Origin of the sequence: Flavobacterium sp. Arc2 (genome assembly GCF_041431385.1) — a bacterium.
Lineage (GTDB): Bacteria > Bacteroidota > Bacteroidia > Flavobacteriales > Flavobacteriaceae > Flavobacterium.
On the sequence record NZ_JASMRH010000002.1, the window covers coordinates 124,907 to 143,705 of the forward strand.

Sequence of the window (18,799 nt, forward strand, 5' to 3'; positions counted from 1 at the left end):
CCAAATAACTAATTGTAGTACTACACCTAGCTGCGCTAAGTCTCCTGACTTTTAGCTCTTTTAAAAATCAACTTCTAAGATACAATCACAATTAAGTCTTCAGACTTTAAAACTATGTATTGTTGCTTTTACTTTACAAAACCATTCCAATATAAAACCTCTAAAAGTCAGGAGACTTTATATCGTTTCCACTTAAATCAAATTACAAAAATTACGCAAAGTCAGGAGACTTTGCGCAGCACTTTAGAGAACTCCCCTGCAGCCTGCTTCATCATTCCTCTTTGCCGCTGCAGGTCAAGCTGTCCGTTGCAATCTTTTATTTTGCTTCGCTTGGTAAAAGGATTTCCACTGCCATCCTTCACGCGGAACGAAGTGCTCGGCAATATAAAGATTTTTGACTATTTATAAGATAAATAGTATATATTTGACATTGGATAAAGTCTGACTCTAGTCAGACCTATCCGCCCTAAATTGGGGTAATAGGTCTGATTTTATCAGACCTATATAAGAGTTAGCAATAATATTAACTAAAAAAAAATGAAAAAAATACACTTCAATCAATTACCATTTAAAAACTGGACATCAATTTTAATGTTAATTTCATTGGTTTTTATCATTATCGGTAGTTTTGAAATTATTGACTTTGAATATAAAAAAACTAATAAAATTTTAGCTTCAATTGGTTTTCTTTCCCAAGCTATATACTACAGTAAAATGTTTTGGTATAAAAATTATGTCGAATGGAATAAAATCGGGATGAATCTAAAAATAAACAGAATAATTGCGGAATCGATTAAATTTACTGATGTCCAAAAATTAGAATTAGACAAAAATAATTTAATAATAATTCAGAAATCAGGACGCAACAAAATATTTGAAATAAATAATATCGAAATTAGTGATTTGGAAAAACTTCTGAAAATAATTAGACAAAATAGCGGAATTGAAAGCAGTGAATTCTCTACAAATTGAAAAATGGAATAAGGATGAACATCCAATTTTAATGAAAAAATTAACCGCATAATTAATAATCGAAATTTAGAACAACTCTCTTGTTTTATAGGGGTCAAAACATATTGCTAACCGCCATTTGAGCTAGCTCGAATTTAGTGGAATTACCGTTTCGCATCAAGTTTTTGTTAAGCCGAAAATTGAGCGGTTACGAACTTCCTGCCATCTCAAAGTGGCATAACGTTAGGCGTCACTTTACCAGAATCGAGAAAAACACTTTTTTTCATTTCAACATAAATAATTAATAATGAAAAGAATAATATTAATTTTAGTGTTTTTTTTACTTTTTAACTGTGCGGAAAAAGAAGAAAAAGATAAAATTTTTCAGCCAACTATACTTTTAAAAGAAATAACAAAAAATGAAAGAGTTAAAAAAATAATTTGGAATTTTAGGCTTACCAATATTGAAATTAATCGAAGTGGAAAACAAAACAAAGAATATGAAATTTTCCGCAACAATCTAACTGAAAACGAATTATTAGAAATTACAGAATGTGAAGTTCCTTTGTTACGCTGTATCGCTTTTAAAACTTTAGTCGAAAGAGAATATAGAAATATTAGAAACATACTTACTCGACACAAAAATGACAATGATTTAGTTAAAGGACATTATTACGACTTGCTTAGAAGTGAACCTGTCAGAGATTTTATGATTAATGAATTAAGTCCATATTCAAATTCGAAATATAGATTTTCAAAAAAAGAGTTTAGAAAAATACAGGATGAATATTATAAGTAGAAATTAATTAAACGAAAACAAACCGAACGCCTAACAGCCTTTTCACGCAATTGTGAATTTTGTTGTAAGTTCACGTTTTGCGTTTCGCAAGAAGTTTTAGCTTTAACAGAAAATAATCGGTTACGAAGCTCGCAACCTTGCAAAGCCGAGAAACGTAGCCGCCATACTAAAACCGAGATGGGCAATTGATAAATTAAATGGAAACAATTTTATCAGGAAATGTACTTTGTGTTTTGATTTTGAAATACAAAATCGAAACAATATTAATGATTTTGCTTTTCACTTTTCTGGCGTAAAACCTTCTCATTGCCATTATGGAGAAATTTTTCTTACTGAAAATTCAATTAAAATTATTGGTAATGATGAAATAGAAATTCCACTTGACGATTTAGGTCAGTTGTATTTAGGATTTGATGAAAACTATAATGCTTCATTGTCAAAAAACTTTGGATTATTCTAGCAATCTTTAAAGTTAACTCTTTACAATAAACAAACTATTTATTTAATTATTGACTATAATTTTATTGGTGCAAAGACTAAATTACGGTTCAATAAATTGCAAGAATTATTATCCTAAGTACGGCAGACTAACAGCGCATTTACGCAATCGCTGGTTTTCGGTAAGTTTAAAGTTCAGCGGTTACAAATTTCCAGCCATCTCAAAGCCGAGAACCGTTGACAACGGTTCGTAAGCGCCATGAAGAACTAATCAAGTTCCGCGAAGAGTTCTTCTAAAAAATATTTTCCTCTTATAAGCTGCTAAAAGTCTTCAGACTTTGCTTATTTTTTGATTTTGTAAATTTCCATCTCTAAAGTCTCCTAATTTTTTATCAAAGCATTCTTAAAAGGAAAGTCTCAAAAAAACGGAGTGTTTATAGTGAAAAATAAAAACAGCATACAATTCCAAAATGAACTCCCACTTTACAAAAACCAACTGAAGGAAATAATCCCGATTTGGTAAATTCTTCAACAAGCTCTATTTCGAAAAAAAAGACGGTAACAATCATGCGCATTATTTCGTTTAGCACGAAGTGATTTCATCGTTACAATACACCAAAAAAAGAGAACTAAACCCTATTTCATATACCGCTACTTCCCTCAATAATACTAATCCTTTTTTTTTGACTACAAAAAGGCCATTTTAGATATTTTTTTCAGGTAAACTGCATAAAAAACAGATTAACTACCTAAATAATAAGTTTTAACAAGTATATAATTACTTTTAAATGGCTCGATTCTTCGTTTTTAGGTAAAAAACAAGCTTAAAAAACATTTTTTATTAATTTTTTTTTATTACAATTTTTTTTACAAAAAACAGCCTGAGCCCGCATCAAACCTATCGATTTAATAGATATACAAAATAAATAATAACCATTTTATTAAACGATAACTAATATTATTATCTAATAAAAGCCAATTTTCCTAAGAATATGGTATTTTTCACTATGTTTACAACATTAATTAACCCCAAATTATTCATAATGAAAAAAACAAAATTCAACAGAATCAACACTATTTTCTGTACCGTAGCATCATTATCGCTATTAGCCGCTTGTTCAAGCAACGATGAGACAACAATCACTGAATCAGCATCTGCTTTAGAAGCGACTGATTTACAAATCACCGATTTTAATGCTCAATGTAGTTACGTAGATGGTAACTGGAGTTCAACAGCCTTCTTGAACACCACGATGATTAACACCACTCAAACCAACTTTATCTATGCGCAAAACAATAAAATTGCAAGCGTTTTTGGTCAAAGTGCTGTAACCCTTAAAATGGTTCATGACAACTCTAATCCAAGCTCTACTTACAATGCGATTTCGTACTCTAATCCTAAGAAAATTTATTTTGGAGAAGCAATATATGTCGCTGCGCTTAACAAAGGTCAAATTGTGCCAGCAATGATTTTGGCTCATGAATTTGGTCATCAATTGCAATACACTTATAATTTACCATCAAAGCCAGAAGCGACAGCAAGACCTAATGAATTAGAAGCTGATGGTTTTGCCGGTTATTACATGAAAAGACCTACAGGCTATAACGCTACATGGGAACAAGCTGGACCAGGATTTGAATTTGCTTATGCTATTGGAGACAATAACACTACAAGTCCTGGACACCACGGTACACCTTCACAAAGACGTTCTGCAGCACGTTTAGGATGGTATTTAGGAGATTATGCATTATCGGCTAGCGACTTTGATTATAATTTCTTTTACTATTACAACAACGTATTAACAGGATCTTACCGTACGACAACTCCTGAACGAATCAATCCAAAAATTGATGCTTTTATCAAGTCTAAAATGAGTGAATTACAAAAAATTAAATCAGGTGAAATTTCTGCAGAAGAATTTACAAAACTTCAAGACTAATTTCATTTCATAAACTTTAAAAAGAACTATTTTAAACGTCCTTTTATTAAAGTAAAAATACAAAAGAGAGAACGTAGCCGTTCTCTCTTTTTATATGGTATAATCACTGAAATGCACATCTTTACTTCTCATAAACTAAAAAACGACAATTAAATGCTTTATTTAATTGTCGTTTTTTTAAAATATATAGATTACGATTCTTAAGAAACTTCTTCTTCTTCTTCTTCTACCTTTCCTTCTTCAACAGCAAATTCCCTGGTATCTTCAGCTTCCGTTGCAACTTCAGGTCTAGACGCTTTAAGTGCATTAAACTTTTCTATTTTTTCTAAATCTTCTTCTTCTCCAGAGAAATATGGAAATACATCCATAATAGGAGATTCTGAAACAGCTGGAATACTATATTCACCCATGGTGCTTTGCATGATTCCCATTGTATTATCAAAAGCCTCTTTTACATCGTTTGCCTGTACTAAAAAATACATATTAGTTTTGCGTTCTTTACCACTTTCTTCGTCATAAGCCAATAAAGAAATTTTTGATTTAAACCAGCGATCACAATTTTCAAAAGGATGAATCTCTGCATAATTAGCCACTTTTATATTGGTGATTTTAAATTCTTCACTGATATAAGCTGACATTTCTTCATTAATTCTACTTTCGGCTTCAGTATAGGATAAAGCATCTACTAAATAAGGTTCATTCGTAATCTTTTGTCCTCCAGTTTCATCAGTTTTTCTATATTTTACCTTGCATTCGTACCAAGTTGTGCTCATCTCTTTATTTTTTAGGATGTCAAAGATAGATTTTAAAGGAAAAAAAATAGAGTATTCATAAAATAGATATTCACAATTTTAGATACTGAATATAAAACTATTATTGTCAGTGCTTTAGCTAATTGACATATACTCCATCACAACCTTAGTTTAGATTGCTATTTAAGGACAGGTTTAAAGTTTAGTGACCCGCTTCTTCTACATCAATATCGATATTTACAATATCAATTGTTTTATTCGCATAGATATAAATGACTACGCCTAAACACACAGAAAGACCCGTTTTAATGTAGTACCCAAAATCGATGTTTTCAAATCCATCAGCAATATCTTTAAGAAATTGACCGAAAAATTGTAATCCCGATGCGATAATTAAAAAAATCATCGCCCAAATTTTAATTCCATTTTTTGCAAATTTATTCTTGGTCATAGTTAAAAAAAGCAAAGTAGACAAAATCAGTAAGGGTAGTAAAACCATTAAATTAAAACCAACTATTGCTACATATAAATTGTTGGCTAATAGAAAAATAAAAATCGTGATTACAGTCCAATAATAAGTCGTATTGTTAAATATCGTCTTTTCCATAATTAATTTTGATTACTAATAACTACCGCTAATATATTAAAAACCTACAGGCAAAATAGAAATTTCATAATTATTTTCTCACACGATTTAAAGTTCCATACCTGAATAAAGCTCTAAATCATATCCGAAAGAAAACAGACAATACTCTTGTTAATATTATGTTAAATAAAAATTAAACAAGCGTTTAATTTAAACGGTTGTTTAATTTTGCAACATAATAAACACCTATGTCTGGAATTCCTGATTTTAACGAAAAACAAATTCATATTCTCCAAGTAGCGGAATCGCTATTTGCTGAGAAAGGATTTGATGGTACTTCAATTAGAACGATAGCAAAGATAGCAAAGATTAATATTGCCATGGTGTCGTATTATTTTGGATCAAAAGAACGCCTATTAGAATCACTGGTACTATTTAGGACGTCAAATTTAAAATTATTAATTGATAATTTACTGACCGAAAATGGCCAACCTATTGACAAGGTTAATAAACTGATAGAAATTTACATTCATCAGATAAATGCTAACAAAGGCATTTATAGAATATTACATTTTGAAGTTGCCACTAAAAAGCGCGATTTAAACGTCAAGGCTTTTAATGATTTAAAGAAAAGTAATCTTAAATCATTAGAAATAATTATTAAGCAAGGTCAAGCAGAAGGCGTTTTTAATAAAGAGGTTTCAATTCAATTAATTACCCCTACAATTTTAGGTACTTTTTTTCATTTTCATATGAATAAAGAATATTTCGTTGAAATATTAAACCTTACAACCGAAGAATTATACAACAATTACATATTAACCAATCTGACAAAACACATTCAACAAACAATCAAAGCACTTCTTATATATGAAAGTTAGTCAATTCATGCTTTTTGGAATTTTCTTCATTGGGATTTCCTCAGTACAAGCACAAGAGAAAACAAGTTTAACATTAGATGAAGCCATTCATTTAGCTTGGGAGAAAAGTAACCAAGTTTCACTGGCCAATACTAAAGTAGAAACTAAAAAACAGGAGTTACAATCCGTTAAAAACAGTAGCTATCCCGATTTTAAAATTTCAGGACAGTACCAATATTTAACGAATGCTTCGGTGGATTTTAAACTTAATAAGGATGCAAGCAGTACTGATACAGCTACTCCTGCTCCTAACCAATTATTGTTAGGTCAAGTGAATGCAAGTTTGCCATTATTTGCTGGTTTTAAAATTCAAAACAACATCAAGGCATATAATCATTTATATGAAGCCGAAAGTGCAAATGCACTGCAAACTAAGGAAGATATAGCGATGCAAGTAGTGAATTACTATGCTACTCTTTATAAAGCAGAAAAAACGGTTGAGCTTTTAAAAGAAAATCAAAAAAGCGCTGAACAACGTGTTACTGATTTTTTAGCTTTAGAAAAAAACGGAATTATTCCGCGTAATGATTTACTTAAATCACAATTACAAGCTTCTAAAGTGCAATTATCATTAGATAATGCAAAAAGTAATTTAAACGTGATTAACTTCGAATTAGTGAACCTTTTAAAAATGGATCCTAGTACAAAATTAACCGTTAATGAAAGTGACTTTGCTAATTTTGAAATGAACAACATTCCTACGTCTGACGTTAGTGCATTTGAGAATCGTAAAGATTTAGAAGCTGTTCGTTTACAACAACAAGCTAGTTTAGATTACATAAAAGTAGCTAAAAGTGGTTATTATCCTTCGATTGCAATCATAGGTGGTTACACTGCTTTAGACCTTAAAAATGTAATTACAGTTCAAAATGCTATGAACATAGGTGTTGGCGTTTCTTATGACTTAAGTGGTATTCTTAAAAACGGTACAACAGTAAAAATTGCCGAAAGCAAATCATTAGAGGTTAAAAATCGCGAAGCATTGTTAACGGACCAAATCAAAGTTCAGGTTCAAAAAGCAATAGAAGATTATGATTTAGCTTTAAAACAAGATATTGTTTACAACCAAGCCGTTGAACAAGCATCAGAAAACTACCGAATCATAAAAGATAAATACGATAATGGATTATCTGACACCAATGATTTATTAGAAGCAGATGTTGATCAATTAGAGTCAAAAATCAATAAGACTTTGTCTAAGGCAAATGTTATTCAAAAATATTACGAACTACTTTCTGTAAGTGGACAATTAAACCAAACCTTCAATCTTTCAAAAATATAATCAGCATTAAAATGGAAAAGAAAAAAACCAATACCAAGTTTATCATAATAATTACTTCATTAGTGTTAATAGGTGTTATTTATGGTTCATATAAATATATTCACTCACTTTCTCACGAAACTACTGATGATGCTCAGATTGAAAAAAACATGAACCCTATTATTCCTAGAGTTTCTGGTTATGTATCAAAAGTTTTTATTAAAGACAACGATTTTGTAAAAAAAGGAGATACTTTATTTACTATTGATAAGAAAGATTACCAATTAAAAATTGACGAAGCAACAGCATCATTGGCTGCAGCCGAAGGAAATTTTGAAGTTTCAAAAGCTGATTCAGGAAGTATTTTAGCTTCGGTATCTGTATCTGATGCAAATGTAAAATCTGCTGCTGGAAATATCGAAACTGCAAAAATTAGATTAGGTCGAGCAACAAGTGATTTTGCTCGTTACGAAAACTTATATAAAAGCCACACCATTACTAAGCAACAGTATGAACAAGCTTTAGCAACAAAACAAGAAGCAGAGAGCCAAGTGCGTATTTTACAACAACAAGAAAAAGCTAGCTCTTTTCAAACATCAGTTATTAAAGCAAAAGGAAATGTTTCTAACAAACAAACAGATGTTGCTGCTGCAAATATTAAAAGAGCACAAGCAATGCTAGAAACAGCACAATTGAACTTAACCTACACAGTAATTACTGCTGCAATTGACGGTCAGGTATCTAAAATTGATATTCAACCAGGACAATTAGTTCAACCAGGGCAATCTCTTTTTTACATCATCAATAACAATGAGGCTTGGGTAGTTGCTAATTTTAAAGAAACGCAATTGAACAAAATGGTTACGGGTCAAAAAGTAACAATCAAAGTGGATGCTTATCCTGATTATGATTTCAAAGGTACCCTTACTTCATTTTCTCCCGCTACTGGATCTCGTTTCTCTATTTTACCTCCTGATAATGCAACTGGTAACTTTGTAAAAACAATTCAACGTTTACCTGTTAAAATAAGCATTGACACTGATAATGATATCGAAAAAATAAAACTATTGCGTCCAGGTATGAACGTGGATGTTGATGTACATATAAAATAAAATGGTACAAGGACAAGGAGAAGACGATTTAGTAGAATATGGCTTTAGAAGGGTTATTATTACGGTAACAGCAGTACTTTGTGCTTTGCTTGAAATTGTAGATACCACTATTGTCAATGTTGCGCTAACGAATATGAGAGGAAGTCTTGGTGCTACACTTACAGATGTTGCTTGGGTAATTACTGCCTACGCTATTGCAAATGTAATTGTGATTCCAATGACGAGCTGGTTGTCACAACAATTTGGTAGACGTAATTATTTTGCTGTTTCCATCATAATATTTACTGTCGCTTCCTTTTTATGTGGAAATGCAACTAATATATGGGAACTAGTAGCTTTTAGGTTTATTCAAGGTTTAGGGGGTGGAGCGCTGTTAGTAACTGCACAAACAATTATTACAGAGAGTTATCCTATTGCAAAACGTGGAATGGCACAAGCAATTTACGGAATGGGTGTAATTGTAGGACCTACATTAGGACCGCCATTAGGAGGATATCTAGTTGATAATTTCTCATGGCCTTACATTTTTTACATCAATATTCCTTTAGGGATTATCGCTACGCTTTTAACATTAAGTTTTGTAAAAAGTCCTAAATATGGTGAGAAATTAAAATCTAATCAGGTTGACTGGTGGGGAATTATTTTACTGGCCACTTTTATTGGCTCATTGCAATTTGTTCTAGAGCATGGTCAACAAGATGACTGGTTTAACAACAAACTGATTGTAACGCTTTCTGCTACCTCACTTTTTGGATTTATTTTATTTATTTGGAGGCAATTAACCTATAAATATCCTATTGTTAATCTAAGTGTTTTAAAAGATGGGAATTTAAGGATTGGTACTTTGATGAGTTTTATATTAGGGTTCGGACTTTACGGTTCTACGCTAATTATCCCCATCTACACGCAGTCCGTTTTAGGATGGACCGCTACTGATGCAGGATTGCTCTTAATTCCGGGATCTATTACTACCGCTTTTATGATGCCTATCATTGGTAAATTAATTCAGCGTGGTGTTCCTCAAGGATATATGGTTGGTGCTGGATTTTTAGTATTTTTTATATTCACTTATATGATGCGTAGCGCTATGACGCCAGATACTGGAGTGGAACATTTGTATTGGTCATTGATTTTAAGAGGTGTTGGTTTAGGATTACTTTTTGTACCTATAACGACCTTGTCTTTATCTACTTTATCTGGTAAAAATATTGGTGAAGGTGCTGCTTTTACTGGAATGATGAGACAATTAGGAGGCTCATTTGGTATTGCAATTATCACCACATTTATTACCCGTTTCAGTCAAGAACACCGTGTAAATCTAGTAGCTCACTTAGATGCTAGTAAGTTTCAAGTTCAAGAACGCGTTCACTTACTGCAACAAGGTTTTATGGCTAAAGGTTTTACAACAAATGAAGCCTTAAAGAAAGCCTACCAAGCCATTGATTATTCGGTGATGAAACAAAGTACGGTGTTGTCTTACATGGACATCTTTAGTTACTTAGGAATTATGTTTTTATGCTGTATCCCAATTGTGTTTTTAATCAAAAAAGGTAAAAACAAAATCAATCCGGCCGATGCAATGCATTAAAAAAATAGATTATAAGCTTGTAAAATAGCTATAAAAAACTTCGCTAAAACCATTCTTAAAAAGAACGGACTTAGCGAAGTTTTTAGTTAAAATAGGTTTATATTTTTACCGCAAACAGTACATTATCTCGTGAAGACTAGGTGATTGTCTTTTGAGAGATTTGCATCAAATTGATAGCCATCATAATTGAAGCCTTTTAAATCTTCTATTGTTTCTGCTTCTTTATCAATAATATAACGCACCATCATACCACGTGCTTTTTTAGCATAAAAACTGATTATTTTTAACTTTCCATCTTTATAATCTTTAAAATCAGGAGTGATTACTGGTACTTTTAATTCCTTTACGTTTACCGCTGAGAAATATTCATTACTAGCAAGATTAACAAACAGTTCATCGTCTTTAAGCTCTTTATTTAAGCTTTTAGTAATGTCCTCTTTCCAAAATTCATATAAATTACTCGCTTCTCCAATAGGCAATTTCGTTCCCATTTCTAAACGATACGCTTGCATTAAGTCTAACGGTTTTAAAACTCCGTACAAGCCTGATAAAATTCTTAACTGATTTTGTAATAAGTCTAATTTATCTGTTGGAATCGTATAAGCATCTAATCCAGTGTAGACATCACCATCAAAAGTATATACCGCTGGGCGAGCATTTTCTGTCGTGAAAGGAGTTTTCCAATCTTTATTGCGTTTCCAGTTTAAGTCGGCTAATTTATCTGAAATATGCATTAATTCAGATAGTTCTTTAGGCGACTGCTGCTTTAACACTTTTTGGATTTGTCTTGATTCTTTAAGGAAGCTAGATTCTGTATATTTTGAAGTAGGTAGTTCCTTCTCGAAATTTAAAGATTTGGCTGGTGATATAACAATTTTCATAAGTAATCCTGTTTCAGGTTCTTTTTAATACAAACTCAAAAGTACAAATTGAAAAACAGTAAACATAACTTTCTAAATCGATTTGTATAATGGTGAGATAGAAAATAAAAATTACAGCAAAATTTAAATATGTAGTTTTTGATTCTGAATTGTATTAGACTACTGCTATTTATAGATTACATTTTTGAGATAGCACATCAAACTCAAGTTAATTACATTTGGTTGTGAGTTTGCGAAGAGTATTAAAAAGCGCTCGGGTCTTATTTTAAAAATGGATTTGATGAATTTAACAAACATATTTTCATATTGGGTAACATGCACAAACCGACTTACTAATATTCAATCTAGATTAACTTTCTTTATTAATATCCTGCTAAATAAGTACTCTGTCAATGTCATTTTTAAGAAACCTATCAACTAAATCGTATAAAAATCACTTTGCATTAGTATCCGATTATCAAAAAAAAAGAATTCAAATTCCTGTTTTAGGATTGTTAATACCGTAACTTCTGATAATATTATGGATTTCTAGGAGGAGATTAGTAACTATTTAGCTATTTTTGTAAATCTAAGAATTAGTCCATTAAATTAGTAACAAAGCGGAAATTCTTCCGGTTTTAGGGTAAAAAGAATACATGAAGACAAAAATAGAAAAAACAATAAAGCGCATTTACAATTCAGATTTATTTAATGAATTTTTTGAAAGCGAAAAATCAACTGGACTTATACTTATAGCTTGCACCATATTTTCTTTGTTTATGGCAAATTCAATATTTGGGACGCAATATATTAACACCTGGCATATGAAACTGGGAGGAGAAAGTTTGGAATACTGGATTAATGATGGATTAATGACCATCTTCTTTTTATTAATTGGTTTAGAATTAGAAAGAGAAATATACGAAGGTGAATTATCAAACATAAAAGATGCTTTATTACCAATATTTGCAGCCTTAGGAGGAATGCTTGTTCCTGCAGGACTGTATTTAATGCTTAACTACGGAACTATTGCACAGGCCGGAGCTGGTATCCCTATGGCAACCGACATTGCTTTTGCATTGGGAATTTTATCTTTATTAGGTAATCGCGTACCACTATCTTTAAAAATATTCTTAACAGCATTAGCGGTAATAGACGATCTAGGAGCTATTATGGTTATTGCCATATTTTATACTAAAACTATTCTTTGGGCTAATCTATTTTATGCATTAGGTACAATGTTAGTATTGTTTGTGCTTAATCGTATGAAAGTTAAAAGTCTTATTCCTTACCTTGTTGGTGGGGTTATTATGTGGTGGTTTATGCTACACTCAGGAATACACGCTACTGTTACAGGAGTATTATTAGCCTTTGTTATCCCGTTTGGGAATGGGGATAAGGAATCTACCTCATCTATTTTACAGCATTTTCTACATAAACCGGTTGGGTTTTTTATACTTCCGCTTTTTGCGCTGGCCAATACAGCAATTGTTATCAGCTCAAACATTGGAGAAACTATCGCTCAGCATTACAGCATTGGAATCGCTTTAGGGTTAATTGTAGGTAAACCATTGGGAATTTATGTCTTTAGCCTTTTAGCTGTCTCTTTGGGGATTTGTAAACTCCCTTCTGATTTGAATTGGAAAACAATTATTGGTGTCGGATTTTTAGGAGGTATTGGGTTTACAATGTCTATCTTCATAACGTTACTTGCTTTTGATGACCAAACTATAATTAGCAATGCTAAGTTTATCATTCTTCTTTCTTCTTTAATAGCAGGAATAATAGGCTTCCTCTTTTTGAAAAACACTTTAAAAGAAGGCGTTGATGAAAACAATATTAAATAGTCTTTTTGCTTACATCAACCTAAGCAAGGGAGAAGAAGAAAAGAACAAAGTCTTGGACTTCGTAAAGTCTAACATCTCCTTCAGAGGGTCTAATTTATGGATTTTAGCTTGTGCTATTGTTGTGGCGTCTATAGGATTAAATGTAAATTCTACCGCCGTGATAATAGGCGCGATGTTAATATCGCCGTTAATGGGTCCCATTATAGGAGCCGGTTTTGGACTAGGTGTTTACGACTTCAATTTACTGAAGAAATCCTTAAAAAACCTACTGATTGCGACCCTTGTTGGTCTCGTGGTTTCTACCCTCTATTTTTATATCAGCCCATTTAAAGAAACGCAACCCGAATTATTATCTAGAACTTCACCCAATATCTACGACATTCTTATTGCCTTTTTTGGTGGTTTGGTTGGTGCGATTGCCATAACAAGAGTAGAAAAAGGGAATCCTATACCTGGTGTTGCCATAGCAACAGCGCTTATGCCACCGCTATGTACCGCAGGATATGGTCTGGCATTAGGGAGTTTTAAATTCTTTTTTGGCGCCATGTATTTGTACTCTATCAACTGTGTGTTCATTTGCATTTCTACTTTTTTCATCGTAAAATATTTAAACTACCCTATCAAAAGGCAACTAGATGAGAAAGCACAAAAACAGGTGAAGTATATTATTTCAGGTTTGATCACTGTATTAATCTTACCCAGCATCTATTTTGCCTACCAATTAATTGAAGAAAAAAAATACCAACACCAGGTTGATCTTTTCACGGAAAATGAGTTTTCAAATAAAGGAATTGCCGTTTTGTATAAGAAAACCAAATTCAATCAAAATCCAAAAAAACTGGAACTTGGATTTCTTTCAAAAAGATATAGTGCAGCTGAAATTAAAAAATTAAATCAAAAACTTACAGAGTACGATATAAATAATACTAAGCTTGTTATAATGCAAGACACAACAGATCTTAAAAGTGACATCCTAAACGAAATTAATTTTAACAAATCACAACTAAGTCAAAAAGACGTTTCAATTTTGAGCCTGAAAAATCAGCTTACCGCAAACAAGTACAACAATAAAGCCTTATTAGCTGAAATACAAATCTTGTTTCCTGAGGTAAATAATATTTCAATGTCCAATCATACTTTTAATGAAAGTACAGACAGCACTAAAACGGTACCCGTATTAATCTACAAAAGTATAAAGGGCCTTCCGCAAACCTCCGAAGAGAAATTATCTCTGTGGTTACAAAAACGCTTAGTTAAAGATGATGTTGAAGTCTACAGGCAACCTATCAAATCGGTTAATAAAATAGAAGTAAAAGGAGTCGTTAAAAAATAAGATTATTTAGATACTAGACCTAAAAAAGTTCACATCGTAAAGCTTCATTTTCTATAAGAAGTGCTTCTTTTCACCTTAATAGCTTATAAGATTTGTGGTTTTTGCGTTTAAAATTAGACATAAATTTGGGGCTGCCTGTTGGTTTAAATCCTTCAATACTCAAATTAGCAAAATCATTCTTCCATTTTATAATAGTAGATTCTAATAGTATACAACAAACAGCTTTTACTTAAAGATAGATATTCTGGTGATAATGATTTTAAAATCAATGGAACAGATTCTGTTTTTAGAAAGCGATAACCTATTGCCTCCGTATTAATTGCATAATCTAATCCCTTTTTGCAGTTGGGATTTTGAAAGTCCGTTTTGCTTTGAAAAACAACACCGCACGATTGATGTTCGTCTAAAACCGATTGCACACATTCAAGTTTAAAGGTGTAAATATTCTTAACTTTTCTTTCCATAAAAAATGCCCCAAATAGTTGCTAACTTTTTGGGGCATTTCTAATGTGAGACTCTTTTATGTCTATTTTTTTCTTTATTTAGGATCTAAAATCAAAGCGATTCGTTGAATACAATCCGCATAATGGTATTTAGTTTCTGTGCTTACAGCGCTATTCTTTGCTGTTCCCAATACCGATTTTAAGTTTGTTAACTCACCTCTTACTAAAGCTCTAACATCAGATTGTGATACATTGTAATAATCTCCAGAACGACTCGGTTTAATTTCCTCCGTCATAAGGTATTCCATTCTTTCAATATAGGCACGTTGTAAGTTTCTGCGGTAAATTGACACTGTTGTAACAGTACTAGCTTCTTTCCAGATTCCTTTTCGCATATCACGAAGTAAATCCAAAGCAGTATAATTAGCTGTTCCTAAAATTTCAGCATCCATTAATCGCCCAATACGATCAAAACTCAAGACATTATTCAAATGTCTTGCTTGTAAATTTCTAAAACGATCTGTATAACCAGAATAATCTGTATTTCTTAAAGTCTTCACATTCACCAACCAAGTAGGCGAAGCAAAAGCATTCTTTTGCAACCACTGCATCGCTTCTTGCTGCTGTGCTTTAGGAACGACCGTATAAATAACCCCTTTTTGATTTGGCTTTTTAGTATCTTCAAATACGCCCCCCACATTGGTAACAACATGACCTACGTACCTGCTCCAGACATCCAGCATTTCTTTATATAATTCATCTAAATCCTCGTAACTATTAGTCACATCACTAGTCCATTCTGACAAATGTGTCGCAACGTATTCTAAATTTTTAAGGCCGTAGCTACTCGCTTTCATCGAGCTATTCCCAATATCTTCTGTCTGTGAAGTAGGATCAAAACTGCTACTTTGTTTACCAAACTTATACATTGGGTCTCCCGCTTTTTCCAGAATCCATTTATCTAAAGTAGGTACTTCTGCCTCTGGAGAAACCGAGTTAGGAATTACTCTGTAGCCCCAATTTACTGCATAATGATCGTACGGTCCCATTTGACGAATAAAGCGCACTCCTTCGTCTCCTGGTTGCGCTATATAATTGAAACGGGCATAATCCATTAAACTCGCTGCTATTCCGTTTTTTTGTGTAAAAGCTGCATTTCTATAATTCTCGGTATCATAGGCGCAACTCGCTCCCATATTGTGTGGAAAACCAAGTGCATGTCCTACTTCATGAGCAATAACAAAACGCATCATCTCGCCCATTTCCTCATCACTAGTATTTAGTGTTCGTGCCGATGGATTAGCAGCTCCTGTTTCTAATAAATAGCGATTACGGTACGAGCGCAGGTGGTTGTGGTACCAAATTACGTCACTCTCAATTATTTCTCCCGTGCGGGGATCAGAAACACTCGGCCCTACTGCATTACGCGTTGTGCTAGCTACATAACGTATTACAGAATAGCGCATATCCTCCGGACTAAAATCAGGGTCTTCTTCCTTTGTTGGTGGATCTTTGGCGATAATAGCATTTTTAAAACCTGCCGTTTCAAATGGTTTTTGCCATTCTTCAATACCTTGTTTGATGTATTTACGTAATTTTTCTGGTGTGGCGGGATCAATGTAATATACGATAGGCTTTATCGGTTCTACCAGTTCCCCTCTGGCGTAAGCCTCAGGATCTTTTGGTTCTAATCGCCATCTACGGATGTACGTTTTACTATCTGATTTTAACTCCTCACTTCCATAATCATATTGACTCATGGTAAACCAGCCCACCCTTGCATCGGCGAGACGAGGTTGCATCATTTTTTCAGGGAGTAAGATCATCGATTGGTTCATCTGGATACTAATCGTTTCCGTATCTTCAAGTACGGGAGGTTTACCCGCATTATATGTAAAATCCTGAATTACCTCAATATTCATCGGAAAACTTTTCATAGCAGTAATAAAACTGCGGGAGTCATCCATGCCTTTTACTTTATAAGCTTCTCTCATATTAGCCGATAATCCACTAATAGCTTTAACATCACTTCCATAAAATTTGGTTACATCAATCACCGTATTAGCTGAATCTTTACTGAAAGCAACAATATCAAAGGCGAAAAGAGTGGGTTCGTAATTATTGTTTCTCACAGAAATACTAATTGGCAAACTATCATTGGCCACCGCAGTATAAGACTTTAATTTGATTAAAATTTTATCTTGGAAACGTTGCCAAACAACCAATTGCTCGTTTGTTTCTGAACCCGCATTAACATAACCACCGCCCAAATTAGAAGGTAACTTCGATAGTCTGCTGACTAAAAGCATATCCTTATCCAATAATTTATTGGGGATTTCAAAATAATATTTTTTATCTACTTTATGCACTGTAAACAAACCGTCATCTGAGACAGCACCTTTAGTAATTACCTTATCATAGGGTTTAATTGTTGCCTCTGGTTTTTTCTCGGCTGGAGCAACGACTTCTGCTTTTTTATTCTTTTTCTGATCGATGTGCCACTTTTTTTGGGCGAATGCTAGACTTGGTGCAAATATAAAAGCAGCCAATGTACTTAAAATGAATATTTTCTTCATTTAATGGTTGTTTAATGATTAATCAGCACCAAAAATAATTTTAAGCCTCTCTATAATCGTTTTAATAAGCACATTTAACTTATAATTAACAACTGTACAAGAGTCCATTTTACGTAGACTGAACGTGTTTTTTTAGTTAATGCTCTTTCAATACTACAATGGAGCAAGTTTCAGATTTTATATTAACATAATACTTGCGATATTTGCTTTATAATATGAAATAGAATGAATCCGCAGCAAACTATTAATGACAATCGCATTGCAGCAGCAATAGACTATATCATCCAGAATTTTAAAGACAAACTCAACCGTGATGAAGTTGCTGCCATAGTACATCTGAGTCCCTTCCATTTTCAAGGCCTTTTTTCAGAGTGGGCAGGAAACAGCAACCTTAAAATTCAAGGAACTTCGCGCTTCAAATCAGGCAAGCGACTAAAAAAAGAAAATCGAGTGTTTTTTACCTCTGAGGCAGAAGCAATTCAAAACAATTTCCGACCTTGTGGTCATTGCATGAAAACAGCATACAAACAATGGATTTATTCAGCACCGGATTAGACGAAAACCAAAACCTGCTCCCTAAAGACGGAACGGTGCTCTATTATGGCCACATCATGCCGTTGCAGGAAGCCAACTTTTATCTAAAGAACTTATTGGAAACCATTGCCTGGAAAAATGACGAAGCCATCATCTTTGGTAAACTCATTATTACTAAAAGAAAAGTAGCTTGGTACGGCGATACCAATTTTAACTATACCTATTCTAATACCACTAAGCAAGCCTTAATCTGGACTCCCGAGTTGCTGAAATTAAAATCCCTTGTAGAAGAAAAAACAGGGGAAACATACAATTCCTGTCTGCTCAATTTATACCATAGCGGTAATGAAGGCATGGCTTGGCACAGTGATGGCGAGAAAGATCTTAAGAAAAACGGAGCAATTGCCTCAGTGAGCTTTGGTGCAGAAAGAAAGTTTGCCTTCAAATATAAAGACAGCAAGGAAACTGTGTCAAAAATCTTAGCTCACGGCAGCTTGTTAGTGATGAAAGGTACAACCCAGACTCATTGGTTGCACCGCCTACCTCCTACTACACGCGTCACTACTCCGAGAGTGAACCTCACTTTTAGAACAATTGAGTTGAAGTAAGCTACTGCTTGCGTTAAGAGTATATGGCAATATCACTAAAAGGGGGTATTGGATTCCAACTTTACAATCCTTTTATTTACGAGTAAACTAAAATACTTTTGGATATCATTTTTTGTCGTGGGAAATAATCCAGAAGTAGAATCTAGTAATCAACATTGTTAAAAATTATTGAAGTATTCAAAACATCAAAATATCAAGTATTTCCACATGTCCTTTTTAGAGATATAATCATAAATGAAGAACGCATTTTA

General features: G+C 33.1%; 17 protein-coding genes. 12 read left to right on the forward strand and 5 right to left on the reverse strand.

The genetic code is table 11. The annotated features are described in order from the left end of the window. Nucleotides 1–537 precede the first annotated feature (537 nt). From QO182_RS01895 to QO182_RS01910, 4 genes are all read left to right on the forward strand, one after another. Complete coding sequence (locus QO182_RS01895; RefSeq protein ID WP_371538634.1) at nucleotides 538–972, forward strand: hypothetical protein; 435 nt, start codon at nucleotides 538–540, stop codon at nucleotides 970–972. Nucleotides 973–1,258: 286 nt separating this feature from the next. Next, nucleotides 1,259–1,750, forward strand: a complete 492-nt coding sequence (locus QO182_RS01900; RefSeq protein WP_371538636.1) for a hypothetical protein — start codon at nucleotides 1,259–1,261, stop codon at nucleotides 1,748–1,750. A gap of 226 nt (nucleotides 1,751–1,976) precedes the next feature. Continuing rightward, the gene (locus QO182_RS01905) at nucleotides 1,977–2,210 is read left to right on the forward strand and encodes a hypothetical protein (protein WP_371538637.1); all 234 of its coding nucleotides are present in this window, start codon (nucleotides 1,977–1,979) and stop codon (nucleotides 2,208–2,210) included. Between the two features lie 1,021 nt (nucleotides 2,211–3,231). Next, nucleotides 3,232–4,128: a metalloprotease gene (locus QO182_RS01910; RefSeq protein WP_371559652.1), complete on the forward strand. Its 897-nt coding sequence runs from the start codon at nucleotides 3,232–3,234 to the stop codon at nucleotides 4,126–4,128. Nucleotides 4,129–4,328: 200 nt separating this feature from the next. Here the strand turns inward: QO182_RS01910 and QO182_RS01915 are convergent, their stop codons facing one another. After that, a complete protein-coding gene (locus QO182_RS01915; RefSeq protein WP_371559656.1) occupies nucleotides 4,329–4,901 on the reverse strand; it encodes a DUF4494 domain-containing protein in 573 nt (190 codons plus the stop codon). Between the two features lie 181 nt (nucleotides 4,902–5,082). After that, complete coding sequence (locus QO182_RS01920; RefSeq protein ID WP_371538641.1) at nucleotides 5,083–5,487, reverse strand: hypothetical protein; 405 nt, start codon at nucleotides 5,485–5,487, stop codon at nucleotides 5,083–5,085. Between the two features lie 227 nt (nucleotides 5,488–5,714). Here QO182_RS01920 and QO182_RS01925 point away from each other — a divergent pair, with 227 nt between their 5' ends. The 4 genes from QO182_RS01925 to QO182_RS01940 are packed head-to-tail and all read left to right on the forward strand — an operon-like array spanning nucleotide 5,715 to nucleotide 10,347. Continuing rightward, nucleotides 5,715–6,347, forward strand: coding sequence for a TetR/AcrR family transcriptional regulator (locus QO182_RS01925; RefSeq protein ID WP_371538643.1), 633 nt, complete (start codon nucleotides 5,715–5,717; stop codon nucleotides 6,345–6,347). Further along, entirely contained in the window at nucleotides 6,337–7,668 is a 1,332-nt protein-coding gene (locus QO182_RS01930) for a TolC family protein (RefSeq protein WP_371559659.1), read from the forward strand. The genes QO182_RS01925 and QO182_RS01930 overlap by 11 nt, the downstream gene beginning before the upstream one ends. Nucleotides 7,669–7,679: 11 nt before the next feature. Next, entirely contained in the window at nucleotides 7,680–8,759 is a 1,080-nt protein-coding gene (locus QO182_RS01935; protein ID WP_371538646.1) for an HlyD family secretion protein, read from the forward strand. A gap of 1 nt (nucleotide 8,760) precedes the next feature. Then, a complete protein-coding gene (locus tag QO182_RS01940) occupies nucleotides 8,761–10,347 on the forward strand; it encodes an MDR family MFS transporter (protein ID WP_371538647.1) in 1,587 nt (528 codons plus the stop codon). Between the two features lie 122 nt (nucleotides 10,348–10,469). Here QO182_RS01940 and yaaA read toward each other — a convergent pair whose 3' ends face one another. Further along, nucleotides 10,470–11,228, reverse strand: coding sequence for a peroxide stress protein YaaA (gene yaaA / locus QO182_RS01945; protein WP_371538649.1), 759 nt, complete (start codon nucleotides 11,226–11,228; stop codon nucleotides 10,470–10,472). Nucleotides 11,229–11,863: 635 nt separating this feature from the next. On the opposite strand from yaaA, the gene nhaA reads away from it, so the two are divergent. Together nhaA and QO182_RS01955 are read left to right on the forward strand one after the other, a co-directional pair. After that, nucleotides 11,864–13,054 (forward strand): Na+/H+ antiporter NhaA, encoded by a 1,191-nt coding sequence (nhaA, locus tag QO182_RS01950; protein WP_371559662.1) that lies wholly within the window; start codon nucleotides 11,864–11,866, stop codon nucleotides 13,052–13,054. Next, the gene (locus tag QO182_RS01955; protein ID WP_371538652.1) at nucleotides 13,035–14,387 is read left to right on the forward strand and encodes a TIGR00341 family protein; all 1,353 of its coding nucleotides are present in this window, start codon (nucleotides 13,035–13,037) and stop codon (nucleotides 14,385–14,387) included. Before nhaA ends, QO182_RS01955 begins: the two co-directional genes overlap by 20 nt. Before the next feature lie 173 nt (nucleotides 14,388–14,560). On the opposite strand, the gene QO182_RS01960 is transcribed toward QO182_RS01955, so the two are convergent. Then, the gene (locus tag QO182_RS01960; RefSeq protein ID WP_371559664.1) at nucleotides 14,561–14,851 is read right to left on the reverse strand and encodes a hypothetical protein; all 291 of its coding nucleotides are present in this window, start codon (nucleotides 14,849–14,851) and stop codon (nucleotides 14,561–14,563) included. A 74-nt stretch (nucleotides 14,852–14,925) separates the two neighbouring features. Further along, complete coding sequence (locus tag QO182_RS01965) at nucleotides 14,926–17,406, reverse strand: zinc-dependent metalloprotease (RefSeq protein ID WP_371559665.1); 2,481 nt, start codon at nucleotides 17,404–17,406, stop codon at nucleotides 14,926–14,928. A 225-nt stretch (nucleotides 17,407–17,631) separates the two neighbouring features. On the opposite strand from QO182_RS01965, the gene QO182_RS01970 reads away from it, so the two are divergent. After that, nucleotides 17,632–17,961 carry an Ada metal-binding domain-containing protein gene (locus tag QO182_RS01970; RefSeq protein ID WP_371538656.1) on the forward strand — a complete coding sequence of 110 codons (330 nt, stop codon included), beginning with the start codon at nucleotides 17,632–17,634 and terminating at the stop codon, nucleotides 17,959–17,961. After that, complete coding sequence (locus QO182_RS01975; RefSeq protein WP_371559750.1) at nucleotides 17,937–18,548, forward strand: alpha-ketoglutarate-dependent dioxygenase AlkB; 612 nt, start codon at nucleotides 17,937–17,939, stop codon at nucleotides 18,546–18,548. Before QO182_RS01970 ends, QO182_RS01975 begins: the two co-directional genes overlap by 25 nt. Nucleotides 18,549–18,799: the final 251 nt, after the last annotated feature.

What these genes read in the sequence shown, in the direction of transcription:
- QO182_RS01895 (WP_371538634.1), top strand. Translation starts at nt 538, where the DNA reads ATGAAAAAAATACACTTCAATCAATTACCATTTAAAAACTGGACATCA.
- QO182_RS01900 (WP_371538636.1), top strand. Translation starts at nt 1,259, where the DNA reads ATGAAAAGAATAATATTAATTTTAGTGTTTTTTTTACTTTTTAACTGT.
- QO182_RS01910 (WP_371559652.1), top strand. Translation starts at nt 3,232, where the DNA reads ATGAAAAAAACAAAATTCAACAGAATCAACACTATTTTCTGTACCGTA.
- QO182_RS01915 (WP_371559656.1), bottom strand. Translation starts at nt 4,901, where the DNA reads ATGAGCACAACTTGGTACGAATGCAAGGTAAAATATAGAAAAACTGAT.
- QO182_RS01920 (WP_371538641.1), bottom strand. Translation starts at nt 5,487, where the DNA reads ATGGAAAAGACGATATTTAACAATACGACTTATTATTGGACTGTAATC.
- QO182_RS01925 (WP_371538643.1), top strand. Translation starts at nt 5,715, where the DNA reads ATGTCTGGAATTCCTGATTTTAACGAAAAACAAATTCATATTCTCCAA.
- QO182_RS01930 (WP_371559659.1), top strand. Translation starts at nt 6,337, where the DNA reads ATGAAAGTTAGTCAATTCATGCTTTTTGGAATTTTCTTCATTGGGATT.
- QO182_RS01935 (WP_371538646.1), top strand. Translation starts at nt 7,680, where the DNA reads ATGGAAAAGAAAAAAACCAATACCAAGTTTATCATAATAATTACTTCA.
- QO182_RS01940 (WP_371538647.1), top strand. Translation starts at nt 8,761, where the DNA reads ATGGTACAAGGACAAGGAGAAGACGATTTAGTAGAATATGGCTTTAGA.
- yaaA (WP_371538649.1), bottom strand. Translation starts at nt 11,228, where the DNA reads ATGAAAATTGTTATATCACCAGCCAAATCTTTAAATTTCGAGAAGGAA.
- nhaA (WP_371559662.1), top strand. Translation starts at nt 11,864, where the DNA reads ATGAAGACAAAAATAGAAAAAACAATAAAGCGCATTTACAATTCAGAT.
- QO182_RS01955 (WP_371538652.1), top strand. Translation starts at nt 13,035, where the DNA reads ATGAAAACAATATTAAATAGTCTTTTTGCTTACATCAACCTAAGCAAG.
- QO182_RS01960 (WP_371559664.1), bottom strand. Translation starts at nt 14,851, where the DNA reads ATGGAAAGAAAAGTTAAGAATATTTACACCTTTAAACTTGAATGTGTG.
- QO182_RS01965 (WP_371559665.1), bottom strand. Translation starts at nt 17,406, where the DNA reads ATGAAGAAAATATTCATTTTAAGTACATTGGCTGCTTTTATATTTGCA.
- QO182_RS01970 (WP_371538656.1), top strand. Translation starts at nt 17,632, where the DNA reads ATGAATCCGCAGCAAACTATTAATGACAATCGCATTGCAGCAGCAATA.
- QO182_RS01975 (WP_371559750.1), top strand. Translation starts at nt 17,937, where the DNA reads ATGGATTTATTCAGCACCGGATTAGACGAAAACCAAAACCTGCTCCCT.